This is a genomic window from Enterobacter cloacae complex sp. IR5458 (genome assembly GCF_049238025.1).
GTDB classification, from domain to species: domain Bacteria; phylum Pseudomonadota; class Gammaproteobacteria; order Enterobacterales; family Enterobacteriaceae; genus Enterobacter; species Enterobacter kobei.
This window is the reverse complement of sequence record NZ_JBMKIF010000006.1, coordinates 101,707-118,978: the sequence shown is the minus strand read 5'-3', so window position 1 is coordinate 118,978 and position 17,272 is coordinate 101,707. Positions and strand designations below refer to the sequence as shown.

General features: G+C 54.1%; 13 protein-coding genes and 1 tRNA gene. 8 read left to right on the top strand and 6 right to left on the bottom strand.

What is annotated here, in order from left to right; translation table 11 throughout:
- On the bottom strand, window positions 1-2,673 hold the full coding sequence (rcsD, locus tag ACOTYN_RS06940) for a phosphotransferase RcsD (RefSeq protein WP_014884607.1): 2,673 nt from the start codon (window positions 2,671-2,673) through the stop codon (window positions 1-3).
- A gap of 743 nt (window positions 2,674-3,416) precedes the next feature.
- Here rcsD and ACOTYN_RS06935 point away from each other — a divergent pair.
- From ACOTYN_RS06935 to mgtE, 6 genes are all read left to right on the top strand, one after another.
- Window positions 3,417-4,532 carry a porin OmpC gene (locus ACOTYN_RS06935; protein ID WP_014884606.1) on the top strand — a complete coding sequence of 372 codons (1,116 nt, stop codon included), beginning with the start codon at window positions 3,417-3,419 and terminating at the stop codon, window positions 4,530-4,532.
- Between the two features lie 115 nt (window positions 4,533-4,647).
- Complete coding sequence (gene apbE, locus ACOTYN_RS06930) at window positions 4,648-5,703, top strand: FAD:protein FMN transferase ApbE (protein ID WP_332957050.1); 1,056 nt, start codon at window positions 4,648-4,650, stop codon at window positions 5,701-5,703.
- Between the two features lie 72 nt (window positions 5,704-5,775).
- The gene (gene ada / locus ACOTYN_RS06925) at window positions 5,776-6,834 is read left to right on the top strand and encodes a bifunctional DNA-binding transcriptional regulator/O6-methylguanine-DNA methyltransferase Ada (RefSeq protein WP_071922025.1); all 1,059 of its coding nucleotides are present in this window, start codon (window positions 5,776-5,778) and stop codon (window positions 6,832-6,834) included.
- Window positions 6,834-7,490, top strand: a complete 657-nt coding sequence (alkB, locus tag ACOTYN_RS06920; protein WP_023330945.1) for a DNA oxidative demethylase AlkB — start codon at window positions 6,834-6,836, stop codon at window positions 7,488-7,490. Before ada ends, alkB begins: the two co-directional genes overlap by 1 nt.
- Before the next feature lie 69 nt (window positions 7,491-7,559).
- On the top strand, window positions 7,560-9,203 hold the full coding sequence (locus tag ACOTYN_RS06915; protein ID WP_071922031.1) for a multidrug ABC transporter permease/ATP-binding protein: 1,644 nt from the start codon (window positions 7,560-7,562) through the stop codon (window positions 9,201-9,203).
- A 148-nt stretch (window positions 9,204-9,351) separates the two neighbouring features.
- Complete coding sequence (gene mgtE, locus ACOTYN_RS06910) at window positions 9,352-10,788, top strand: magnesium transporter (protein WP_014884601.1); 1,437 nt, start codon at window positions 9,352-9,354, stop codon at window positions 10,786-10,788.
- On the opposite strand, the gene ACOTYN_RS06905 is transcribed toward mgtE, so the two are convergent.
- Window positions 10,751-12,040 (bottom strand): SulP family inorganic anion transporter, encoded by a 1,290-nt coding sequence (locus tag ACOTYN_RS06905; protein WP_071922026.1) that lies wholly within the window; start codon window positions 12,038-12,040, stop codon window positions 10,751-10,753. The two genes, mgtE and ACOTYN_RS06905, sit on opposite strands and share 38 nt — an antisense overlap.
- Before the next feature lie 187 nt (window positions 12,041-12,227).
- Between ACOTYN_RS06905 and mqo the strand changes: the two genes are divergently transcribed.
- Entirely contained in the window at window positions 12,228-13,877 is a 1,650-nt protein-coding gene (mqo, locus tag ACOTYN_RS06900) for a malate dehydrogenase (quinone) (protein WP_014884599.1), read from the top strand.
- An 80-nt stretch (window positions 13,878-13,957) separates the two neighbouring features.
- Here the strand turns inward: mqo and eco are convergent, their stop codons facing one another.
- Window positions 13,958-14,458, bottom strand: coding sequence for a serine protease inhibitor ecotin (gene eco / locus ACOTYN_RS06895; RefSeq protein WP_045134317.1), 501 nt, complete (start codon window positions 14,456-14,458; stop codon window positions 13,958-13,960).
- A gap of 208 nt (window positions 14,459-14,666) precedes the next feature.
- Here eco and ACOTYN_RS06890 point away from each other — a divergent pair, with 208 nt between their 5' ends.
- Window positions 14,667-14,927, top strand: a complete 261-nt coding sequence (locus ACOTYN_RS06890; protein ID WP_008500962.1) for a DUF2534 family protein — start codon at window positions 14,667-14,669, stop codon at window positions 14,925-14,927.
- A 92-nt stretch (window positions 14,928-15,019) separates the two neighbouring features.
- Here ACOTYN_RS06890 and ACOTYN_RS06885 read toward each other — a convergent pair.
- The 3 genes from ACOTYN_RS06885 to ACOTYN_RS06875 form a co-directional block, all read right to left on the bottom strand.
- Window positions 15,020-15,096, bottom strand: a tRNA-Pro gene (locus ACOTYN_RS06885).
- A gap of 71 nt (window positions 15,097-15,167) precedes the next feature.
- Window positions 15,168-16,928 carry an LPS biosynthesis-modulating metalloenzyme YejM gene (gene yejM, locus ACOTYN_RS06880; RefSeq protein ID WP_023330941.1) on the bottom strand — a complete coding sequence of 587 codons (1,761 nt, stop codon included), beginning with the start codon at window positions 16,926-16,928 and terminating at the stop codon, window positions 15,168-15,170.
- Window positions 16,929-16,947: 19 nt separating this feature from the next.
- Window positions 16,948-17,175 carry a YejL family protein gene (locus tag ACOTYN_RS06875; protein WP_071922027.1) on the bottom strand — a complete coding sequence of 76 codons (228 nt, stop codon included), beginning with the start codon at window positions 17,173-17,175 and terminating at the stop codon, window positions 16,948-16,950.
- Window positions 17,176-17,272 lie beyond the last annotated feature (97 nt).

The following is a 17,272-nucleotide window of genomic DNA, read 5'->3' as shown; positions in this document are numbered from 1 at the left end:
CTACAGCAAGCTTTTGACGTAGTCGTCAATGTCGCTGATGTATTTTTCAATGCCAGAGGCATCTTTCTCACGAATTAGATGTTCCAGCGTTTCACATAACTGCTTGCCGGGAACCAGATTAAGCATGGCAAACACCCCTTTAAGCCGGTGTGCTGTCTGCGCCAGCGCTGCAAAATCATTCGCAGCGGACTCAGTATACAACCGCTTAACATCATCTGGTACTGTATCAACAAAGAGTGAATAGTATCCGCTGGCGTGAAGCTCGGCGTTTTCATTGCCGCCTAACGGGGATTCCGTTATCTCATCCTGCGCCAGCTGCTCTTCTATTAGTTGTAGTACAGCTTCCTGCATCGCATTGCTTATATTAAAGTTGACGCGCAGCTGGCCAGGGCCGATTTTCCGCACGCCTGACTCATCATCGCTTAAAAGCAAGCCCGAGGCAGTAAGATTAGACGGATTATCCGTTAAAAACAGATCAAATTCTTGACTTGCCAGTCGTTCATCCGGCGTGATGCAGGCCGCGCCCCAGTTTTCTAACTGACGCACCACGATGTTGCGAATCTCGTTTGAGGTCACATCCACCATCGCCACCACGTCATCCAGCAGGCGCTCTTCATCTTCTTCCTGCGGATTGACGGCCATTTTCACGTGCAGAGAGTAGCGAGTGCCGAGCGATTCACGTGCTTTGATATTCAGGTGGCCGCCGAGCTTACGCGCCAGCTGATCGCACAGCCAGAAGGTCAGGGCATTAGCCTTACCGTAATGATCGCTTTGTGTGTCATTCAGGAACGGGAAGTGCAGATTATCAATTTCACTCGTCGTGACGCCTTCACCGGTGTCCAGAATGCGGAACGTCAGGCGATCTTCTGCCGACTCGTCGGTGCTCACTTCGAGGGTGATCTTGCCGATCTGCGTGGTGGTCACGGCATACTGAATAATCATCAGCAGAATGCGACGTAGCGCTTCGCGATCGCCATGGCGTTCGTCATTTGCCGGTAAATGGTTGTTGATCAGCAGCTGCAGACCTTTACGCTTGATCACCGGCAGGACTTCCGGAACCACTTCATCGATCAGATCCTGAATGGAGAAGAGGGAAGGCGTACCTTTCCAGAAATCATTCTCCAGCATGTTCGCTAACTGGATCTCATCCACCATACGAACCAGCGAGTCGGCCTGGCAGGCTAGCTGGTGGCTTTCAGAGGTGTTTAACGCCGCCGCCTGGGTTGCCAGCGTTTTTAATGGCTGTTTGAAGGCGTCGCCAATATTCTGCATAAAGGCGGCGCGCCCCTGCTGGTTCTTCTCATACAGCCTTTGCGCCTGCTTGAGTTTCTTATTCACCAGCACTTCGCGATCCTGGTCGCGGATAATGAAGATTTGCGTGCGTGGGGCTACCTGACTGCGGAACTGACGGATCTCGTACAGTTCATTATTGATGGTGGCCTGAATAACCCCCTGGTGCTGATCCGCCATGGTGGTGATGTTCTGCAGGTTAAGATGCGGCAGCAGATGGTCTGCAATTTTATTGCTCATCACCGTGCGGTTCGCTTCCTGATCGTGGACTAATACGCCCAGCGGCAGTACGGAAACAATCTCTTCATTGAGCGCGCGTAACACGCGAAGTTCATTCGTGTTGCCCGCGGTGACCGCAGAGGCGTCGCTCTGACGTCCCGGCTGGAAGCGGAAGGTGCTGTAGCCAAACAGGGCCAGCGCCAGCAGGCCGATATTCAGCAGCAACGGCAGCAAAATATTTTGCAGGGTATCGAGCAGCAGGGTGCCAAACGGTACCTGCCACACCAGGCGCATGCCGGTTGAGTTCAGTGACGAGGCAATTTCAATTTTCGAGCCGTTAAAGGAGATGGTGACGCTCTCTGCGGCCTCTTTGTCGGACGCCGCGCGCATGTTCTGGGTACTGCTGTCTGGCTCCATACGGAAGCTGTCGAGCGGCATATCCGGCGGGATCAAATCATTAATAGGCAAATCAAACGCCACGACCGTCGCCAGATGTCCCGGCTGGTTGAACGTGGTACGCAGGGTAAAATAGTGACCATTTTGCCAGGCCAGGCGGCGCAGCGATGAGAAACTTTCACGCTCATCAAGGGCATTCGCCTGCTGCAGCATTTCTGCACGGCGGGAATCGACAATGCCGCCAACGGTCGTCTCTTTAAAACCAGAAGAGAGATCTTTCAATGGCAGCGTCGAGATCAGGATCATGCTGTTGTCCTGACCATTCAGATAGTACATCGACCACGGCACCGTCTCGGCACCCCAGAGGGTATCCAGATAGGTTGAAATACGCTGCGTCATCTCAAGCGTTGCGCTGTCGTGAGAGCCAAAGATAAGCGCCTCAGTCTTACGCTGCGGTTTTTCGAGATAGTAGACATCCTGCTTAAGCCGGGTCTCCTGAAGCCCATCCCCCGATGCGCTTGCAGGCGCTGCGGCAATATTGTCGTAAATCTGCCAGGTGGCGTAGCGCCAGGTATCAATGCGCTTGTGGACGGCATGAGTGATATCAACCACCTGGTAGCTCTTGTCCTTCAGCCAGGCGTTTACCGCGCTCTGCACCATCACGCCCAGGGTGACTAATAACACAACGATCAAAAGAAGAAAGAAACGGGTGATGCTCCCGGGAAGAAGGGAGAATTTGCTCGGGGCGGTAGTTTCAGTCTGACTCATTGATATCTTTAACCCGTAATGGTCGTGCTCTGTGGCGATAGGGCAGTATAAAGGGTAATACCTGAATTTCCAGCGCCACTGGCCTGGAACAGGCGACTTTTTCAGGGAACACTGAGGAAGAGGCGATGTGCGTTAAAAGTGTACAAGTTCACGATGCGTGTACAAATAAAAGAAACTTCTCGCCAGTAAATAGCACGAATTAACAAGAAATTAAGTTTCTGCTGAATTTTTACACGTTGGTTGACCCTCGTAACGGGATTAGTTAATAGTCGTTACAATTTCGTGCTGGTAGCACATAAAAAGAAAAGTTACGTAAAGAAGGGTAAAAAAAAACCGAATGCGATGCATTCGGCTCAATTAGGGATAAACAGACATTCAAAACTGAATGACGGTAATAAATAAAGTTAATGATGATAGCGAGAGTTATTTTAGAGATTAGGTGCGATCTTGTTTTGTCATTCAGTGCTGTAACGATTTATATCTCAACCAATTGAAATTTAATGGAATAATATTAATTTTGATAATAAATGCTAATTTTCTAAGCTATTTGTGCTTTGTAAAAGTTCCTTGATATTAACATTTTGAAACATGTTGATAGATGAATGAAACATCTTCAAAGTTTTCGTATCATATTCGCATTGGATTATTCTGTAATTTTGCGGAGAATGAAATTGCCGACTGGTTAATGAGGGTTAGCCAGTAAGCAGTGGCAATTATAAGGCATATAACAGAGGGTTAATAAAATGAAAGTTAAAGTACTGTCCCTCCTGGTACCAGCACTACTGGTAGCAGGCGCAGCAAATGCGGCTGAAATTTATAACAAAGATGGCAACAAATTAGATCTGTACGGCAAAGTTGATGGTCTGCACTATTTCTCTGACGACAAGAGTGCTGACGGTGACCAGACCTACATGCGTCTTGGCTTCAAAGGCGAAACTCAGGTTAACGATCAGCTGACCGGTTACGGCCAGTGGGAATACCAGATCCAGGGCAACACAACAGAAAGCGACAACCAGGCCTGGACCCGTGTGGCGTTTGCTGGTCTGAAATTCGCTGAAGCGGGTTCTTTCGATTACGGTCGTAACTACGGTGTGATCTACGACGTAACATCCTGGACTGACGTGCTGCCAGAATTTGGTGGTGATACCTACGGTGCAGACAACTTCCTGCAATCTCGTGCTAACGGCGTGGCAACCTACCGTAACCAGGACTTCTTTGGTCTGGTGGATGGCCTGAACTTTGCTCTGCAGTATCAGGGTAAAAACGGTAGCGTAAGCGGTGAAAACGACACCGGTCGTAGCACCCTGAAACAGAACGGCGACGGTTACGGTGCGTCCCTGACCTATAACCTGGGCGAAGGCTTCAGCATCGGTGGTGCAATGTCTTCTTCCAAACGTACCGCCGATCAGAACAACACGGCTAACCCAGCCCTGAAAGGCGAAGGCGATCACGCCGAAGTCTATACGGGTGGCCTGAAATACGATGCCAACAACATCTATCTGGCCGCGCAGTACTCTCAGACTTATAACGCAACACGTTTCGGCAACTCTCAGAGCAGCAGCGATATCTACGGTTTCGCTAACAAAGCGCAGAACTTCGAAGTGGTTGCTCAGTACCAGTTCGACTTCGGCCTGCGTCCATCCGTGGCTTACCTGCAGTCTAAAGGTAAGGACATCGAAGGGTATGGCGACCAGGATCTGCTGAAATATGTTGATGTGGGTGCGACTTACTACTTCAACAAAAACATGTCCACCTACGTGGATTACAAAATCAACCTGGTTGATGAAAATGAGTTCACCCGTCAGGCCGGTATCGGTACTGATGATATCGTCGCGCTGGGTCTGGTTTACCAGTTCTAATCGCGTCGTAGTATGACTCAGGGGCCTGATGGCCCCTTTTTTGTGCGTGTTTTTGGATCTCACAATTGACCCGTTTTGGTGTACTCTTGCCGCCCTGGCATGAGGATAATAATGAATGGATATGACTTTTTTACGCGCCAGCTTTCTGGCTATGCTTTTTTTCCTGACCGCATGTAACGATCCCGCCCCCGTGGCGAAAACCGACGCACCCGCTGCCACGGTGCTGGAAGGCAAAACGATGGGCACCTTCTGGCGCGTGAGCGTGATGAATCTCGATAAAACGCGCACGGAAGAACTTCGCGGCAAAATCCAGGCTCAGCTGGACGCCGACGATCAGCTGCTGTCGACCTACAAAAATGACTCGGCGCTGATGCGCTTTAACCTCTCCACCAGTACGTCTCTGTGGCCGGTGAGTGAAGCGATGGCTGATATCGTCACCGAGTCCATTCGCGTGGGATATAAAACCAACGGTGCGATGGACGTGACCGTCGGGCCGCTGGTGAACCTCTGGGGATTTGGCCCGAATAAACAGCCGGTGGCGACGCCCGATCAGGCGGCTATTGATGATGCCCGTGCCCGGACAGGGCTGCAGCATCTGACGGTGATCAATCAGTACGGCCAACAGTACCTGCAAAAAGATATCCCCGATCTGTTTGTCGATCTGTCGACGGTAGGGGAAGGCTACGCGGCGGATCACCTTGCCGCGCTGATGACGCAGGAAGGCATTTCGCGCTATCTGGTCTCCGTGGGCGGTGCGTTAGTCAGCCGGGGCATGAACGCCAGCGATAAACCGTGGCGCGTAGCGATTCAAAAACCGACCGATCGGCAAAATGCCGTGCAGGCGATAGTCGATATCAACGGACATGGCATCAGCACCTCCGGGAGTTACCGTAACTATTACGAGCTTGACGGGAAGCGCATCTCGCATGTTATTGATCCGCAGACCGGGCGGCCGATCGCGCATAATCTGGTCTCGGTGACGGTGATTGCGCCGACGGCGCTGGAAGCCGATGCCTGGGATACCGGCTTAATGGTCCTCGGCCCGGAAAAAGCGAAAGAGGTGGCTCGTCAGGAAGGGCTGGCGGTGTACATGATCACCAAAGAGGGCGACGAGTTCAAAACCTGGAGCTCGCCGCAGTTCAACAGTTTCCTGGTGAGCGACAAAAATTAAAAAGCAAGGTTGCGGGTTTTTTATCAGTGGCACTCAGGCACGCTACAGGTATGCTTGTAAGAGGAGCTGATGATGAAAAATCCAACCTATATGACCGATGAGGATCGCTGGCAGGCTGTACTGGCTCGCGATCCGCGTGCTGACGATCAGTTTGTCTTTGCCGTGCAAACGACGGGGATTGTCTGTCGTCCGTCATGCCGGGCACGTCACGCCCTGCGAAAAAACGTCCACTTTTATCCTGATGTTCACCATGCCATTGAGGCTGGGTTTCGCCCGTGCAAGCGCTGTATGCCGGATAAACGCGATCCGCAGCAGCAGAAGCTGGCGAAAGTGGAGCACGCCTGTCGCCTTCTGGAGCAGGATCCTGCGTTAACGCTGGACGGTCTGGCGCAGCAGGTGGCCATGAGTCCTTTTCACTTCCACCGGCTGTTTAAGTCCGTCACCGGAATGACGCCAAAAGCCTGGCAGCAGGCGGCGCGCGGTCAACGTCTGCGCACGGCGCTTGCCCAGGGGGATACCGTTACCGATGCCGTGCTGGCCGCAGGCTTTCCCGACAGCAGCAGCTATTATCGTAAAGCCACAGATGCGCTGGGTATGACGGCGAAACAGTACCGCAAAGGCGACGTGGCGGTGCAGTACGCCATCAATGACTGCTCATTAGGACGCTGTCTGGTTGCTGAAAGCGAGCGGGGGATTTGCGCAATACTGCTCGGTGACGACGATGCCGAATTAGCCGGGGAGCTGGCGACGCTGTTTCCAAAAGCAGAGCCCGCGCCGCAGGAAGATGCCTTCGCGCAGCGTATCCGCCAGGTGATTGCCAGTATTGATAACCGCGCAGCGCCGCTTGAACTGCCGCTGGATATACGCGGAACCGCGTTCCAGCAGCGAGTCTGGCAGGCCCTTCGTGAAATTCCCTGCGGTGAAACGGCAAGTTATCAGCAGGTGGCGCAGGCGATTGGACAACCCAACGCGGTACGTGCCGTCGCGGGAGCCTGTGCGGCAAACAGGCTGGCGATTGTGATCCCCTGTCACCGCGTTGTCCGTAACGATGGCGCACTGTCGGGTTACCGATGGGGGACGGCGCGAAAAGCGCTATTGCTAAAACGTGAGGCGAAACGCCAGGAGGGATAATGCTCGATCTTTTTGCAGATGCGGAACCCTGGCAGGAACCACTGGCACCGGGGGCGGTTATTTTGCGTCGCTTCGCGCTCTCCCGTGCGGCGGCGCTGCTTGCGGGTATAGAAGAGGTGACGGCGGTTTCCCCGTTTCGCCATATGGTCACGCCGGGCGGTTACACGATGTCGGTGGCCATGGCGAACTGCGGCGAATTAGGGTGGGCGACGAATGAACGAGGCTACCTGTATGCGCCTAACGATCCCGCGACCGGCCAGCCGTGGCCCCCGATGCCTGCGGTTTTTCAGGCTCTCTGCCACGAGGCTGCCGTTGCCGCTGATTATCCTGACTTCCGACCGGATGCCTGCCTGATTAACCGCTACGCCGTCGGCGCGAAACTCTCCCTGCATCAGGATAAAGATGAACCCGATCTCCGCGCGCCCATCGTCTCGGTATCGTTAGGGCTTCCTGCCGTCTTCCAGTTTGGCGGATTACGCCGTAACGATCCGCTCAAACGCATTATGCTGGAGCATGGCGACGTGGTGGTGTGGGGCAGGGAATCGCGGCTGTATTATCACGGCATTCAGCCTCTGAAACCCGGGGTGCATCCCCTCACTGGCGAGTACCGTTTTAACCTGACGTTTCGCCAGGCAGGGTTTAGTAAACAAAAATAAGAATTATTCTTGATGTACACGCCGGGCAGTTTACACTGCTGGCTGATTTTTATTGTCCGGATTGCCTGCATGCAACTACTTCTCCTTGTCTGGCGTCAGTATCGCTGGCCCTTCATTGCCGTCATGGCGTTAAGCCTTGCCAGCGCCGCATTGGGTATTGGCCTGATCGCGTTTATTAACGTGCGGTTGATTGAAATGGTCGATACCTCACTCTCTGTTTTGCCAGAGTTTCTCGGCCTGCTGCTGCTGTTGATGGCGGTTACGCTTGGCTCTCAGCTGGCGCTAACCGCGCTCGGCCACCATTTCGTTTTCCGTTTGCGCAGCGAATTTATCAAGCGGATCCTGGACACTCAGGTTGAACGGGTAGAGCAACTTGGCAGCGCCTCCCTGCTGGCGGGGCTGACCAGCGACGTGCGGGCTATCACCATCGCGTTTGTTCGTCTGCCGGAGCTGGTGCAGGGGATCATTCTGACCTTTGGCTCGGCGGCTTATCTTGCCTGGCTCTCCAGTAAAATGCTGGCGGTGACCGCTCTGTGGATTGCCATTACCATCTGGGGCGGCTTTGTGCTGGTGTCACGCGTCTATAAACACATGGCGGTGCTGCGCGAAACGGAAGATAAACTGTATAACGATTACCAGACGGTGCTGGAAGGCCGCAAGGAGCTGACCCTGAACCGCGAGCGCGCCGAGTATATCTTCAATCACCTCTATATCCCGGACGCGCGCGAATATCGGCATCACATCATCCGCGCCGATACTTTCCACCTGAGCGCGGTGAACTGGTCAAATATCATGATGCTGGGTGCCATTGGCCTGGTATTCTGGATGGCGAACAGCCTGGGCTGGGCGGACACCAACGTGGCGGCAACCTACTCACTGACGCTGCTGTTTTTACGCACGCCGCTGCTCTCGGCGGTCGGCGCATTGCCCACCTTGCTGAGTGCGCAGGTGGCGTTTAACAAGCTCAAAAAATTCGACCTCGCGCCATTTAAGGCGGAATTCCCGCGCCCGCAAGCCTTCCCGGGCTGGCAGACGCTGGAGCTGCGCGACGTGACGTTTCGCTATCAGGACAACGCCTTCTCCGTGGGGCCGGTCAACCTGACGATTCACCGCGGCGAACTGCTGTTCCTCATCGGCGGTAACGGCAGCGGTAAATCCACGCTGGCGATGCTGCTCACCGGACTCTACCAGCCGCAGTCGGGCGAGATTTTGCTGGATGGTAAGGCGCTGAGTGCCGGGAAACCTGAGGACTACCGCAAGCTCTTTTCGGCGGTATTTACCGACGTCTGGCTGTTCGATCGGCTGCTCGGCCCTGAAGGGCAGCAGGCCAATCCTGTGCTGGTGGAAAAATGGCTGGCACAGCTGCAGATGTCGCACAAGCTGGAGCTTCAGGACGGTAAAATTCTCAACCTGAAGCTCTCTAAAGGGCAGAAGAAGCGCGTGGCGCTGCTGCTGGCGCTGGCGGAAGAGCGCGATATCATTCTGCTGGACGAATGGGCGGCGGATCAGGATCCCCACTTCCGCCGTGAGTTCTATCAGGTGCTGCTGCCGCTGATGCAGGAGATGGGCAAAACCATTTTCGCCATTAGCCACGACGATCACTACTTCATTCACGCCGACCGTTTGCTGGAGATGCGCGATGGCAAGCTGAGCGAGTTGACCGGTGACGAGCGTGAGGCGGCCTCGCGTGATGCGGTGGCGCGCACGGCCTGATGTCCTCACCTTAACCCTCTCCCACAGGGAGAGGGGATAGATCGTGGCCGTAATGCCGTTTTTTTCTCCATCCCGTCCCGTTGTTTATTCTTATTTACATATCCTCGCGCTATGCTTAACGCCAACTCATTTAATGGATTTATGATTGATGTCGGTATTAAAGAAAAACAGCGCCAGGCAGCGCGATCAGGAGCGTGCGCGACTCATCTGGCTTCTCACGACCGATAAAGCGGTCACTTCTACGTTATTAGGCAAACTGACCCTGGCTGAGCAATATGATGTCGGCACTTTAGCCGACGATATTGCTGAGGTAGGTGCGCTGGTTGCTCATTTACCCCCGCCGGATCTGGCGGATACGCTCGAAGCACTTCCCTCCGAAGAGCGTCACGCCCTGTGGCGTCTGGTGCAGGATCACGAGCGCGGGCAGGTACTGCTTGAAGCTTCGGAAAACGTCTGGGATGACCTGATCGACGAGATGAGCGACCGGGACATCCTCGATGCGCTGCAAACGCTGGATATCGACGAACAGATTTACCTTGTACAACACCTGCCGCGTAACCTGACCGGTCGCCTGCTGGCCTCCCTGCCTGCCGATGAGCGCGCGCGTGTCCGTCAGGTGATGCACTACGAGAAAAATAGCGTCGGCGCGATCATGGAGTTTGGCGTTATCACGGTGCGTCCGGACGTCACGCTCGGTACCGTGCAGCGCTACCTGCGTCGCCTGGGCAAGATGCCGGATAACACCGATAAACTGTTCGTTACCTCGCGGGATAAAACCCTGCTGGGCGAGCTGGAGCTGAAAACGATCCTGCTTAACAGCACCCAGCGGCGAGTCAGTGAGGTGATGGAAAACGAGCCGATGGTCTTCTCTCCGGAAGACGATGCTGAAAAAGCGGCACGTACCTTCGAACGTGACGACCTCGTGAGTGCGGCCGTCGTGGATTCCGTCGGCAAGCTGATGGGCCGTCTGACGGTTGATGAGATCGTTGACGTGGTCTACGAAGAGACCGATAACGACCTGCGCGCGCTCGGGGGGATCAGTGCCGAAGATGACGTCCACGCCTCCGTCGGTAAGGCGGTGAAAACGCGCTGGGCGTGGCTTGCCATTAATTTGTGTACCGCCTTTATCGCCTCCCGCGTAATCGATGGCTTTGAACACACCATTTCACAGCTGGTGGCCCTGGCGTCATTGATGCCGATTGTGGCCGGGATTGGCGGCAACACCGGAAACCAGACCATCACGATGATCGTCCGCGCGCTGGCGCTGGAAAATATTCAGCCCGGCAATTTCGCCTTTCTGATCTTCAGGGAGATGGGGGTGGCGCTGATCAACGGCCTGGTGTGGGGCGGCATTATGGGGGGCATCACCTGGTGGCTGTATGACGATATGGCCTTAGGCGGGGTGATGATGCTGGCGATGGTGCTGAATTTACTGGTGGCATCGATGATGGGGGTCATTATTCCACTGACCATGACCAAACTGGGGCGCGACCCCGCGGTGGGGTCGAGCGTGATGATCACTGCCATCACCGATACCGGTGGTTTCTTTATTTTTCTTGGGCTTGCAACGCTTTTTCTGCTTTAAGACGACGTTTAATGCGGGCGGGAAGCAGTGCCATGACGATAATCCCCCCCAGCACGCCAATCGCCAGGTTACCGGTTGATACCGTTGCGGCGACCGTCACCAGCATCACGACGGTTTCCGCAACCGGTGCATTTTTTACCGTTGCGGGCTGAATGCTGTGCCAGCTGAAGGTTTTGATGGCGACTATCGCCATAATGCCTGCCAGCACCGCCATCGGAATTTTAGCCATCACGTCGCTCAGCGCCGTCACCAGCACCAGTAAAACGATGCCAGCCGCTAACGTTGAAATACGGCTTCGGCCTTTCCCCATCTCCACGTTGACGATGGTTTGTCCAATCATCGCGCAGCCTGCGATCCCGCCATAGAGCCCGGCCAGGATATTGCCCACGCCCAACCCGATGCTTTCACGGCGTTTACTGGACGGTGTGACGGTCAGTTCATCCACCAGCTTCGCCGTCAGCAGTGACTCCAGCAGCCCGACGAACGCAATGCTTAACGCGCACGGCCAGATAATGCTTAACGTTTCTATGTTCAGGGGGACCAGCAGTTGCGTCAGTCCCGGTAACCCGCCACTCATCGAGCCTTCATCACCCACCGTCGGCAGAATTTGCCCGCTGGTAACGGTGAACACCGTGAGCACCACTATCGCAATCAGCGGGGAAGGGATGCTTTTGATATAGCGCGGCACCCACAGCACGATAAGCAGCGTGAGCACGAACAGGCCGACGATTAACGGGCTTCGGCTCCAGAAGTGCGGAACCTGAGCAAAGAAAATTAAGATGCCGAGGGCGTTAACAAACCCGGTCATCACCGACTGAGGGATAAAGCGCATCAGCCTTGCCATGCCCAGTGCGCCAAACAGTATTTGGATCACCCCCGCCATGAGAACCGCCGGAAGAATGTACTGCACGCCGTGCTGGTGCACCATCGGGCCAATAACCAGCGCCACGGAACCGGCCGCCGCCGTGACCATCGCCGGACGACCGCCCAGCACAGACAAAGCAAAACACAACACCACGGAGGCGATCAGGCTGACTTTGGGATCAACGCCTGCAACCACCGAAAATGAGATCACTTCAGGGACCAGGGCCAGGGCGGTAATGACGCCCGCCAGAGTTTCACGCATCAGAAGTTTTGGCGAGCTAAGGACCGTGGTGACGCGGTCTTCGCCGGGTACAGCAGAATGGGGTAAGGACATAACTTTTCGCAGATTAGGGCAGGCTTCCGTGCGCGCGATCACAAAACGCCACATACTAGCCAGTAAACCCACGATTTACCAGCCACATCGATAATTCCTTACAAACAACCCACCATTAAATTTCACAATTACAATAATTTCGTAACCTTTAAACAATATTTAAAAGTTGTTACCGTGCCTCCGCAGCTTTTTTCACCTGCAATTTCCACGCATCAAGCACTTTTACACTAAGGCATAAATTATGAAAAAAATGACTGCCATGCTCTTTTCTCTGGCCGTGGGGCTTAACACCGTCTCTATGGCGGCGAAAGCTGACACCCCTAAAGAGCAGGAAACGGACGTCCTTTTAATTGGTGGCGGTATCATGAGCGCCACGCTGGGAACCTATCTGCAAGAACTTCAGCCGGACTGGTCCATGACCATGGTCGAGCGCCTTGATGGCGTGGCGCAGGAAAGTTCGAACGGCTGGAACAACGCCGGTACCGGACATTCGGCACTCATGGAACTGAACTATACGCCGCAGAAAAAGGACGGTTCCATTAGTATCGAGAAGGCGGTAGAGATCAACGAAGCGTTTCAGATCTCACGCCAGTTCTGGTCTCACCAGGTCAACAGCGGCGTGATGCATGACCCGCACTCCTTCATTAACACCGTACCGCACATGAGCTTTGTGTGGGGCGAGCAGAACGTCAACTTCCTGCGCGCGCGTTACGCTGCGCTGCAGCAGAGCACGCTCTTCCGTGGGATGAAATACTCTGAAGACCACGCTCAGATCAAAGAGTGGGCGCCGCTGGTGATGGAAGGTCGTGACCCGAACCAGAAAGTGGCCGCGACCCGGACCGAAATTGGTACCGACGTTAACTATGGCGAAATTACCCGTCAGCTGGTGACGTCTCTGAAGAAGAAAGAGAACTTCAACCTGCAGCTCAGCACCGAAGTGCGTGGTTTTAAGCGCAACGCGGATAACAGCTGGAGCGTGACCGTTGCCGATCTGAAAAACAACGAAGCCGAGCACGTCATCAAGGCGAAGTTTGTCTTTATTGGTGCCGGTGGGGCGGCGCTGAAACTGCTGCAGGAGTCCGGTATTCCTGAAGCTGACGACTATGCGGGCTTCCCGGTTGGCGGTCAGTTCCTGGTATCCGAGAACCCGGAAGTGGTGAATCGTCATCTGGCAAAAGTGTACGGTCAGGCTTCCGTCGGTGCACCGCCGATGTCTGTTCCACACATCGACACCCGTATGCTTGACGGTAAGCGCGTGGTGCTGTTCGGACCGTTCGCGACCTTCTCCACCAAGTTCCTGAAAAATGGCTCCCTGTGGGATCTGCTCAGCGCCACGACCACCTCTAACGTCAAGCCGATGATGGACGTGGGTCTGGATAACTTCGATCTGGTGAAATATCTCATCAGCCAGGTGATGCTCTCTGACGAGGAACGCTTCGAGGCGCTGAAAGAGTACTATCCGCAGGCGAAGAAAGAAGACTGGCGTCTGTGGCAGGCGGGACAGCGCGTTCAGATCATCAAGCGTGACCCGAAAGAGGGCGGCGTGCTGCGTCTGGGTACGGAAGTGGTGAGCGATAAGGATGGCACGATTGCCGCGCTGCTGGGCGCGTCACCGGGTGCATCTACTGCTGCGCCAATCATGCTGCACCTGATGGAAAAAGTGTTTAAAGATAAAGTTGCCAGCCCGGAATGGCAGGCGAAGCTGAAAACGATTATTCCATCCTACGGTACGAAGCTGAACGGGAATGTCGACGCGACGGAGCAGGAGCTGGAATACACCAGCCGCGTATTGCAGTTGCAATATGTGAAGCCGCAGGCAGCGGATGCTGCGCCAAAGGCGGAACTGAAGCCTCAGGCTGAAAACAAACCGGTTGCGGATATCGCCCTGTAAGGTAAAAGCAAAACGGTAACATTCGTTACCGTTTTTAGTGTTGTAGGTCGGGTAAGGCGAAGCCGCCACCCGACTTAATTTCAACGTACTACCGCTTGTCCGACATTCTCATCCGCTTTCCATACGCGGTATTTCACTTCTACGTTTTCAGGCGTATACACCACGACAGGCAACTTGCTGTTATAGCGCAGCAGACTGTTATCACCCAGATATGCCGTTACAAATTTCTTCTCTTTCTTGCCGTCCGGGCACGCCATCATGGTGGAGACGGGGGAGGTCACTTTGTCGAAGACGTAGTAATCGTAGCCCCAACCTTCCAGCGTTTTGCTCTCCAGTTGGCCGCCCAGTCGGTGCTGGTTACAATCCACTTCCAGCGTTTTACCAATCAACAGCTCCACTTTGTAGTTCGCTTCGTCCTGCAGAACCGGTAGCTGAATCACCTGACGTTTCATCCCTTTGTCCGCTTTCGGATAGGGGGCAACTTTTTCCAGCGGCTGCTCTTTTTGGGTTTCGCTGGCGAAAGCGCCGGTGCTGATGCACGCGGCAATCAGGGCGATGGCAAATTTAGGTGCGTTTTTCATTGTCATTCCTTTATGTCAAAACGAGCCGAATCAGATTAGCATAACACTTATGAATGATTAGCGTCATTTACTTACATTTTCAATATAAGTGGTGTAATAAACCTGGCTTATACTATAAATCCAGTTTTTTGTGCTGAAATGGTATCTGGCGGCAGATCGTGTTATTTTGAACGCCACATAATGTTATTCATCTGTAAAGGGAAGAGAGATGGTTCGTGCAAAACTGAAAACACCTGAAGGCCGCAAGTTCCTCCTGGCGCTACTGGTTGTGTTTATGATTGCGGCCGCGTGCGTGGGGCGGGCGACCATTGTTGGCGTTATCGAACAGTACAACATTCCTCTCTCCGCCTGGACCACCAGCATGTATGTTCTGCAATCGGCGATGATCTTCGTTTACAGCCTTGTCTTCACCGTTCTGCTTGCCATCCCGCTGGGTATTTTCTTCCTGGGTGGACGTGAGAAGCACTAAGCGCCGACGTGCGATAAGGAAGCCATCCTGCGGGGTGGCTTTTTTATGCATAAAAAAAACCAGCCATAAGAGGCTGGTTTTCAATGTATTTTTGGTCGGCACGAGAGGATTTGAACCTCCGACCCCCGACACCCCATGACGGTGCGCTACCAGGCTGCGCTACGTGCCGACGCATAAAAAGATACTACTCGATTCCGTTTCGAATGCAAGAGAATCTGTCGCTAACTGGTTTATAATTAATCAGTTAGCGATAAAGCGCTTCTCATCCGTCAGGACCTGCAGCAACAGGCTCAGCTGCGGTTTCTGGTCCTTCAACCGTTCACCCTGCAGATTATACGTCTGGTAATTTCCGTTACTGTTCAGCACCAGCGTCAGCGTCGGTGTGGTCACCGCCAGCGTGTTACCGTCTGCTGATGTCACCCAATTATGGCGACGCGCGGCGCTGAAGAGATCCTGCCCCTGCGAATACTCGTTTGCTGGCGTACTGACGTGCAGCAGGCGTTGCATCAGGGTCGTCATAACATCTTTATGTTCAGTGAGCATATTGATGCGCTGCGCCGGCGTTCCCGGCCAGTGGATCACCAGCGGTACATGCAGGTTCGGGCGTGACCAGCTCATGCTCTTCGTTTCGTCGCCGAGCGGTACACCATGGCCTGCGGTCACAATCACGACAGTGTTATCGAGCTTGCCTGATTCGCGTAGCGCGTCAAGAACGCGGCCAATCTGCGCGTCAACATTGCTGGCCGCACGGCTGTATCGGCGGGCAAAGCCAGTCTGGTTGCTGTCGTCAAGCGTGGTGCCGTTAAAGGCCACCCACGAGAACCAGCGGTTATCTTCCTGGGCGTAGCGCTGCAGCCAGTTTATCCACTGGTTTGCGGTCTGGGTATCAGACTGGCTCTGCGCAGCAGGCAGCGAGAAATCAGACAACAGCGCCTGGCGGTAGAGTGGGCTGTTAAAGCCATCGGATGAGAACAACCCTAACTGATAGCCTTGCTGATTCAGTCCGGTAATTAGCGCCGCAGGAATGCGCGCAGCCAGAACGCCATCCATGTATCCGGCAGAAATGCCATAGAACAGGCCAAAGATGCCCGCATCGGTAGTGTTCCCGGAACTCATATGCTGGGTGAACGAGACGTTTTGACTCGCGAAATCGGCCAGCGCAGGCATCTGCTTCTCGTAACGGGAATAGTTCAGACCATCGACGGTAATCAGCAGGACGTTTTGTCCGCGGCCCATATCGCGATAGCGCAGTTCACTCAGCGGATACTGAACGCTGACCGCTTCCGGATTACCCTGTTCGACCAGACGACGCTGATACTCCTGGGCATCTAACAGGCCGTGTTTCTCAAGGAAGCGACGGGCCGTCATGGGGTACGAGAGCGGCAGGTTGGCACGCTGCATCGTAATGGGGCGATAGAAGTTCGCATCCGCCCAGATGTACATGATGTGCGAACTGATAAATGAGATGAAAAAGAGTGCGGCGACGGGCTTCGCGTAGTGGCGGCGTCGGGTCAGGCTGCGGAGCTTTTGCCAGCTCCAGGTGGCGAACAACATCTCAATCAGCAGGATCACCGGGACGCTGATAAACATCAGCTGCCAGTCACGGGCCGTTTCGTTCTGGTCAGGGTTGATCACCAGTTCCCAGACGATAGGGTTAAGATGCAGGTGGAAACGGGTGAAGACTTCACTGTCGATAAGCAGCAGCGTCATCCCTGCTGTGGCAAGGATTGCGGATAAGAACCGCATCAGACGCTGCGACATGACGATAAACGTCAGAGGAAACAGGATCAGCAGATAGGTGGCGAATACCAAAAAGCTAAAGTGACCGACAACGCTTATCCAGGAGTAGATACGCCCGGTTAGCGTGGTTGGCCAGTCTGCGACAAACAGATAACGACAGCCAATCACCGCCGCTAACAGAATGTTAAACAGGGCAAACCAGTGTCCCCAGCTGACCATCTGGGAGACTTTTTCACGGTAGCGCTGACGATTCGTCACCATAAACTGTTGTTCGTTTCCCTTAATGGGCCTTGTCGTTGCTGACGGATGACTGTAAAGCCTGGGCGAAAGATTTTGCGATCGCCTGACGCTGAGCCGGAGCAACGCTGGTGTTGATAAGGTTGGTGACCATATTTCCCAAAACCATCAGGGAGAGATCGGTCGGCGTTTTATGTTTTTCCAGTACGTTGACCAGCTCACTGAGCAGTTGTTCAACGTGTTCATCACTGTAGCGGGAATGTTGTGGCATAAATCAAAATCAGTTTGTTGATGAAAGGGCAACATATTACCGTAGCAACAGCTTTTTTTCCCCTTTTTTATCTGTTGTTGCACACATGTCCTGGTGG